This is a genomic window from Yersinia pekkanenii (assembly GCF_001152565.1).
Taxonomy (GTDB): Bacteria; Pseudomonadota; Gammaproteobacteria; order Enterobacterales; family Enterobacteriaceae; genus Yersinia; species Yersinia pekkanenii.
The window spans coordinates 1-610 of sequence record NZ_CQAZ01000203.1 but is presented as its reverse complement, the minus strand read 5'-3'; the positions used below and the strand labels follow the sequence as shown (position 1 = coordinate 610).

Here is a 610-nt window from a genome sequence, read left to right as displayed (position 1 = left end):
GTTTCGCCCGTATTCACCTGAGCGTCAGGGGGGGATTTACGCTTTAGCGTCAAAATTTTGCGTTCACCGGTCATCACCGTCTCCTTGTATTACTTTATTAACATATTGTTTCTGTTCAGAGCATACCTCAATAAGCACAAATGCCCATGCACGCAGTGCATAGAAGGCCTAATGGAAGCGAAGCTGCGATTTGCGACATTTGGGCTCTGTCCGCAACCGGTCGTTATCGGACAGCCACAATAATACCGTCCGAAACTGAGCAAAATGACTTTCGGACGTGTCATTCCATTCGTACACCATTTTCGGACGATTAAGTAACTAAAACTAAATATGACTAAAATTAAGTTATAACAATGAGTTGTTAGATATGTCGCATTTTCAGCTTGGCTCCCATTGGGCCTAGAAAGCGGCTCACTGTCGTGACATATCCCCCGATGTAAAACCGCTGAAGCCCGGCAGCGCCGGTGCGGATCATAAGAGATCCTGATAACCCTCCCGCCCTGTAGAGCCATACAGGCTGATAAACGATTCTGTGGTTACACTGCAAATAACCCCGGTGAGTGGTCAGTGTGGCGCGTAGCGACGCGCTGAGCGTGATTTCCGGGGCCTT

At 48.4% G+C, this 610-nt stretch carries 1 protein-coding gene; it reads right to left on the bottom strand.

Features of this window, described 5'->3' with window-relative positions:
- Nucleotides 1–361: 361 nt before the first annotated feature.
- Nucleotides 362–610: hypothetical protein (locus AEP37_RS27095; RefSeq protein WP_049615687.1), on the bottom strand; the 249-nt coding region annotated here is incomplete at its 5' end.